Here is a 4,974-nt window from a genome sequence, read left to right on the forward strand (position 1 = left end):
CCAGCCAGATGGAACTCTTAAGCCGTTACCCAAGAAAAATATTGATACCGGTATGGGCCTTGAACGGTTGACGACCTTAGTGCAAAATGTTGAGTCGTGTTTTATGACGGACCTGTTCAAGCCTATAATGATAGAAACCGTGAATCTTCTTGGGATCAATGTCTCGGATGTTGATATCAAAGAACTGCGGATCATTGCGGATCATGTGCGTAGTACAACAATGCTTTGTTCCGACGGTATTGTACCGTCAAATGAAGGGCGCGGGTATGTGCTTCGCAGGATACTCCGGCGGGCGGTACGGCAAGGCAAGATGCTGGCTTCCGCACAAAAGGTGGAACTCAAACCGTTTGTTTATAAACTCGCTGGTTTTGTTGCACAGCATATGAAGCCGGTATATCCTGATATTGAAACTCATCGCGAACAAATAACGAGTATTGTTAAGATGGAGGAAGAAAAGTTTTTGGAGACACTGGATACCGGTACTGAAATGCTGGAACAGGTACTGCGTGAACTCAGTAGCAAGGGTAACAAAATAATTCCCGGAAGTGAAGTGTTTAAGTTATACGATACATACGGGTTCCCGGCGGATCTTACTAACGATATTGCTGTGGAAAACGGGTTCACTATTGACACAGAAGGCTTTGATAAACTGGTTACAAGTTCACGTGAACTAGCGCGTAGCGCATGGAAGGGTTCCGGAAAACAGGAACTCGGGGTTTATAAGGATTTGTATACCAAAGTAGGGAATACTAAGTTTGTTGGGTATGAAACTATTCGGGATGTTACTGAGATTGTTGGGTTGGTTAGTAACAACGTAATGGTTGATGCCGTAAGTAAAGGTTCTGAAGTTGAGGTTATACTCAAAGAAACACCGTTTTATGCGGAACAAGGAGGGCAGATAGGCGATACCGGTATAATCATCGCTCAAGATGGGTATGGCGCAAAGATTGATATAAAAATCGTGGTTTCTGATACACAAAAGATGGTGGAAGGGTTGGTAGTTCATCGCGGGAAGGTTGTTGAGGGTACTGCAAGGATAGGGGAGAAGGTTGAAGCATTGGTTGATTCTGATCGCAGAAAGGATATTCAACGTAACCATACCGCCACACACTTACTGCATCGAGCATTGAGGCAAACACTGGGACTGCATGTGGTTCAGTCAGGATCGCTGGTGACAAATGAACGGTTGAGATTCGATTTCGCGCATCCTAAAGCGTTGAGTGGTGAACAAATTGAAAGCTTAGAGTTGATTGTTAATAATGCGGTGCTTGAAAGTTATTGCGTTAATACTTCAGTAACTACTTTAGAAAAAGCTATAAAAGATGGGGTAATGGCTTTGTTTGGCGAGAAATATGGTGCAAACGTCCGCGTTGTTAAGGTTGGTAAAGTTAAAGTTGATTGTGAAGAAAGTAAAGCCAGTGATGATTGTTTCAGTATGGAACTCTGCGGTGGGACTCATATCAAAAACACAGGCGAAATTGGGCTGTTTAAAATACTTAGTGAAAGTAGTGTGGCCGCAGGTACACGCAGGATTGAGGCAATCACAGGGCATTCTGCGTTAAAATATGTTGTTGGCCTTGAGAAACAACAGTATGAACTCGCGGAGTTGCTTCATACACAGCCTCAACAACTGAACCAGAAATTGGTTAAGGTTATAACCGAGAATAAAGCTCTGGAGAAGAAGGTTGAGGAACTTGAGTCAAAACTCGCAGGCGCTAAACAGGGTAGCGAAACAACGCTTATAACCAGTACCGTAAACGGTATTAAGCTGGTGACTGACGTTCTCTCCGGGATCAGTGCAAAGGCGTTAGGGGAATACGGTGACCGTATAAGAAAAAGTATTGGTTCGGGTATTGTTGTGGTTGGCAGTGTATACCAGGATAAACCATTCCTCGTTGTGCAGATTACGAAAGATTTGGTTGACAAAGGGGTTAATGCTAATACTATAATTAAAGATATTGCAAAAGAGATTGGCGGAAGCGGAGGCGGAAAACCGGACTTTGCACAGGCTGGCGGGAAAAATGTTGATGGCCTGAAAACCGCTGTAGATAAAGCCGGTGATGCCGTTAAATCACTGAAGTTTTAACAATATAACGGGCCCATAGCTCAATTGGATAGAGTACAAGCCTCCGAAGCTTGGTGTAAGGGTTCAAGTCCCTTTGGGCCCATATAATATTGTTTATAGAACAGAGAAATTAATGTCCTCGTACTTGACAATTGAAAAAATATACAGTCGTTATACCCATGGTGCTATCCTTAGCTTCATTCTTTTATTCAGTTTTGGGTCTCAGTGTTATCCACAGACAGGTAATGAGCCTGTTTTTGGGAAAATACCTAATAAAATTGCGTGGTTTTTTGAGAAACTACCCGGTGGGTCCGGGACTAAAGTACACTGTCTGTTATGCCCGCGGAGTTGTGTTATAGCTAACCGGAGTATGGGCTTCTGCGGGGTTAGAGAGAATAAAAACGGGATATTGCATACCCTTGCTTACGGTAACCCTTGTGCTGTGCATGTTGACCCGATTGAAAAAAAACCGTTCTTCCATTATCTCCCGGGTACTATGTCGTTATCAATCGCTACTGCAGGGTGTAATATGCGTTGCTTGAATTGCCAGAACTGGCAGATCGCTCAGATGTGCCCCACTGAAACTAATAATTTTTGGTTTACACCAGCGCAGATTGCGTTAATGGCAAAAAACGGCGGGTGCGCAACTGTTGCGTATACTTACACTGAACCCACTGTTTTCTTTGAGTATATGTACGACTGTTCAAGTGAAACAAAGAAGGTTGGGATACGTAATGTTATGCATAGTAACGGGTATATCAACGAAAAACCGTTGGTTGAGCTTTGTAAGGTTATTGATGCTGCAAATATTGACCTTAAGGCGTTTGACAAAAAGGTTTATCAGGAACTTATGCATGACGCTAATATGGAATATGTACTGAATAGTTTGAAGATTATTAAATCACATGGTGTGTGGTTGGAGATAACATATCTTGTAATACCCACGAAAAACGATGATATCCCTACTATCACAAAGATGTGTGAGTGGATAAAAAATAATCTCGGGAATGATGTGCCGCTGCATTTATCGCGGTTTCAGCCGCAGTACCAGCTTACCAACCTTCCTCCGACACCCGTGGAAACGTTGGATAAAGCGTATGTTGCTGCAAAAAAAGCTGGGTTACGGTATGTTTATGTGGGCAATGTCCCGGGGCATCGCGGGGAGGATACTTACTGTCATCAATGCGGTAAACTTGTGGTGGATCGGTATTCTTATAAGATAGTGAAAGCGTATATTAACAAAGGGCGGTGCGTGTATTGCGGTACAAAAATCCCTGGTGTTTGGGGTACTGTGATTAACGCACAGGATGAGTAAATGTTTTTGTGAGCCTGTTAAAAAATATACTTGAACCTGCGAGTATCACTGCAATTAGTATATAACTGGCTACCGGGTTATATAGTCCGGTACCGCCTGGCTGTAAACGGTAAGTTTTGAGTAATGATATCCAGATGAGTAACAGCAGTGAAGTTCCTGCGCATAATAGAATACTTTCCTGTAAACTATTGTCGTTGTCAAAGAAGGCAATAAAAATTCCAATACCCGTACCAGTAAGTATAAACGGGAGTAATTGTGTTACAAAAAAAAGGTATAGTTCTGAACTATAAACAATATATTGCGGGAGAAAGATATTGGTAAAACTGTACAACGGCTGAAAAAGTGTTACTCCTACACAAATCCCGCCAAGAGTTGACCATATAAGTTTTGATACGTTTTTATCGTCGTATATCAGAAAGATAAGCAAAGCAATGATTAGCAGCGGGAGGTATGTGTATAGGTTGAACACCAGGTGGAGCGCTAAGATCGGTAATCCGGATAAATATTCTCCTACCACCCACGCCATCATACGTTTGATGGATATCGCAGCGGTGTAGGACAATACAAAACTTAATACCAGAAAAATTAATCGTAACACTTGTGCCATTTACTGTTTTACTGCCAGTATCTTTCTTTGTAACCGTTCTTCTATCAGAAATAACTTTATATTATAACACATAAGTTCTTTTTCTTTGTCACACTACTGTAAATAATGTAAAATTTTGTTTTAGTTATTTTAGCATTTGTAAAACGGGTTGGAGGGAATGATGGCAGCATATATTTTTAAAAGGCTTGCTTTGATGGTACCGATTCTTATCGGTATCACTCTGGTAACTTTTTTGGTGATGCACCTTTCCCCCGGTAAGCCTACCGACGTAATGGATATGAACGCCAAGGTTTCGTCAGAAGCAAAAACTAAGCTCCGTGAGTTGTACGGATTGGATAAGCCGTGGTACGTACAGTATTTTGTTTGGTTGCAGCGTATGGCAAAGCTTGACTTCGGGAATTCGTTTAAGGATGGAAGAAAGGTTATACAAAAAATTGGGGAACGGCTGCCTGCAACGCTGATGTTGAACATACTGTCGTTACTTTTAATTTTTTTTATTGCGTTACCTGTCGGTATATACTCAGCGGTAAAACAAAATTCTGTATTTGACAAAACTATGACTGTTATTGTTTTTGTCGGGTTTTCAGTTCCGGCTTTTTGGCTGGCATTACTATTGATGCTGTTATTCGGAGTTAAACTCGGGTGGTTGCCTATCTCAGGGTTAAGGTCTATTAATTATGATGAACTCACTGCCTGGGGTAAGGTTTATGACCTGGCACGCCATCTGCCGTTACCCGTGTTTGTATCGGCATTCAGCGGGTTAGCGGGGTTATCGCGTTATGCGCGGGCTAGTATGCTAGAAACTTTACGGCAGGATTATGTGCGTACAGCACGGGCAAAGGGTGTCCCGGAAAACCGTGTTATTTTCCATCACGCGTTAAGGAACGCGTTAATCCCGATAGTTACCATTCTGGGGTTAAGTTTACCGGAACTTATTGGAGGAGGGTTTATTTTTGAAACCATCTTTGCATGGCCTGGGATGGGAAG

The 4,974-nt window shown here is 42.3% G+C and carries 4 protein-coding genes and 1 tRNA gene; 4 read left to right on the forward strand and 1 reads right to left on the reverse strand.

Annotated elements, in window-relative coordinates; all coding sequences use genetic code 11:
• The 3 genes from alaS to amrS all read left to right on the forward strand — a co-directional run.
• Positions 1-2,086: alanine--tRNA ligase (alaS, locus tag WC955_13065; protein MFA5859985.1), on the forward strand; the 2,086-nt coding region annotated here is incomplete at its 5' end.
• Between the two features lie 9 nt (positions 2,087-2,095).
• Positions 2,096-2,168: transfer RNA gene (locus tag WC955_13070), tRNA-Arg, on the forward strand.
• Positions 2,160-3,380, forward strand: a complete 1,221-nt coding sequence (amrS, locus tag WC955_13075; GenBank protein ID MFA5859986.1) for an AmmeMemoRadiSam system radical SAM enzyme — start codon at positions 2,160-2,162, stop codon at positions 3,378-3,380. The genes WC955_13070 and amrS overlap by 9 nt, the downstream gene beginning before the upstream one ends.
• On the opposite strand, the gene WC955_13080 is transcribed toward amrS, so the two are convergent.
• Positions 3,361-3,987 carry a hypothetical protein gene (locus WC955_13080; protein MFA5859987.1) on the reverse strand — a complete coding sequence of 209 codons (627 nt, stop codon included), beginning with the start codon at positions 3,985-3,987 and terminating at the stop codon, positions 3,361-3,363. The genes amrS and WC955_13080 overlap by 20 nt on opposite strands.
• A gap of 160 nt (positions 3,988-4,147) precedes the next feature.
• Here WC955_13080 and WC955_13085 point away from each other — a divergent pair.
• Positions 4,148-4,974: ABC transporter permease (locus WC955_13085; GenBank protein MFA5859988.1), on the forward strand; the 827-nt coding region annotated here is incomplete at its 3' end.

This window comes from Elusimicrobiota bacterium (genome assembly GCA_041658405.1).
In the GTDB taxonomy this organism is placed as follows: Bacteria; Elusimicrobiota; UBA5214; order JBBAAG01; family JBBAAG01; genus JBBAAG01.

What these genes read in the sequence shown, in the direction of transcription:
- WC955_13080 (MFA5859987.1), bottom strand. Translation starts at nt 3,987, where the DNA reads ATGGCACAAGTGTTACGATTAATTTTTCTGGTATTAAGTTTTGTATTG.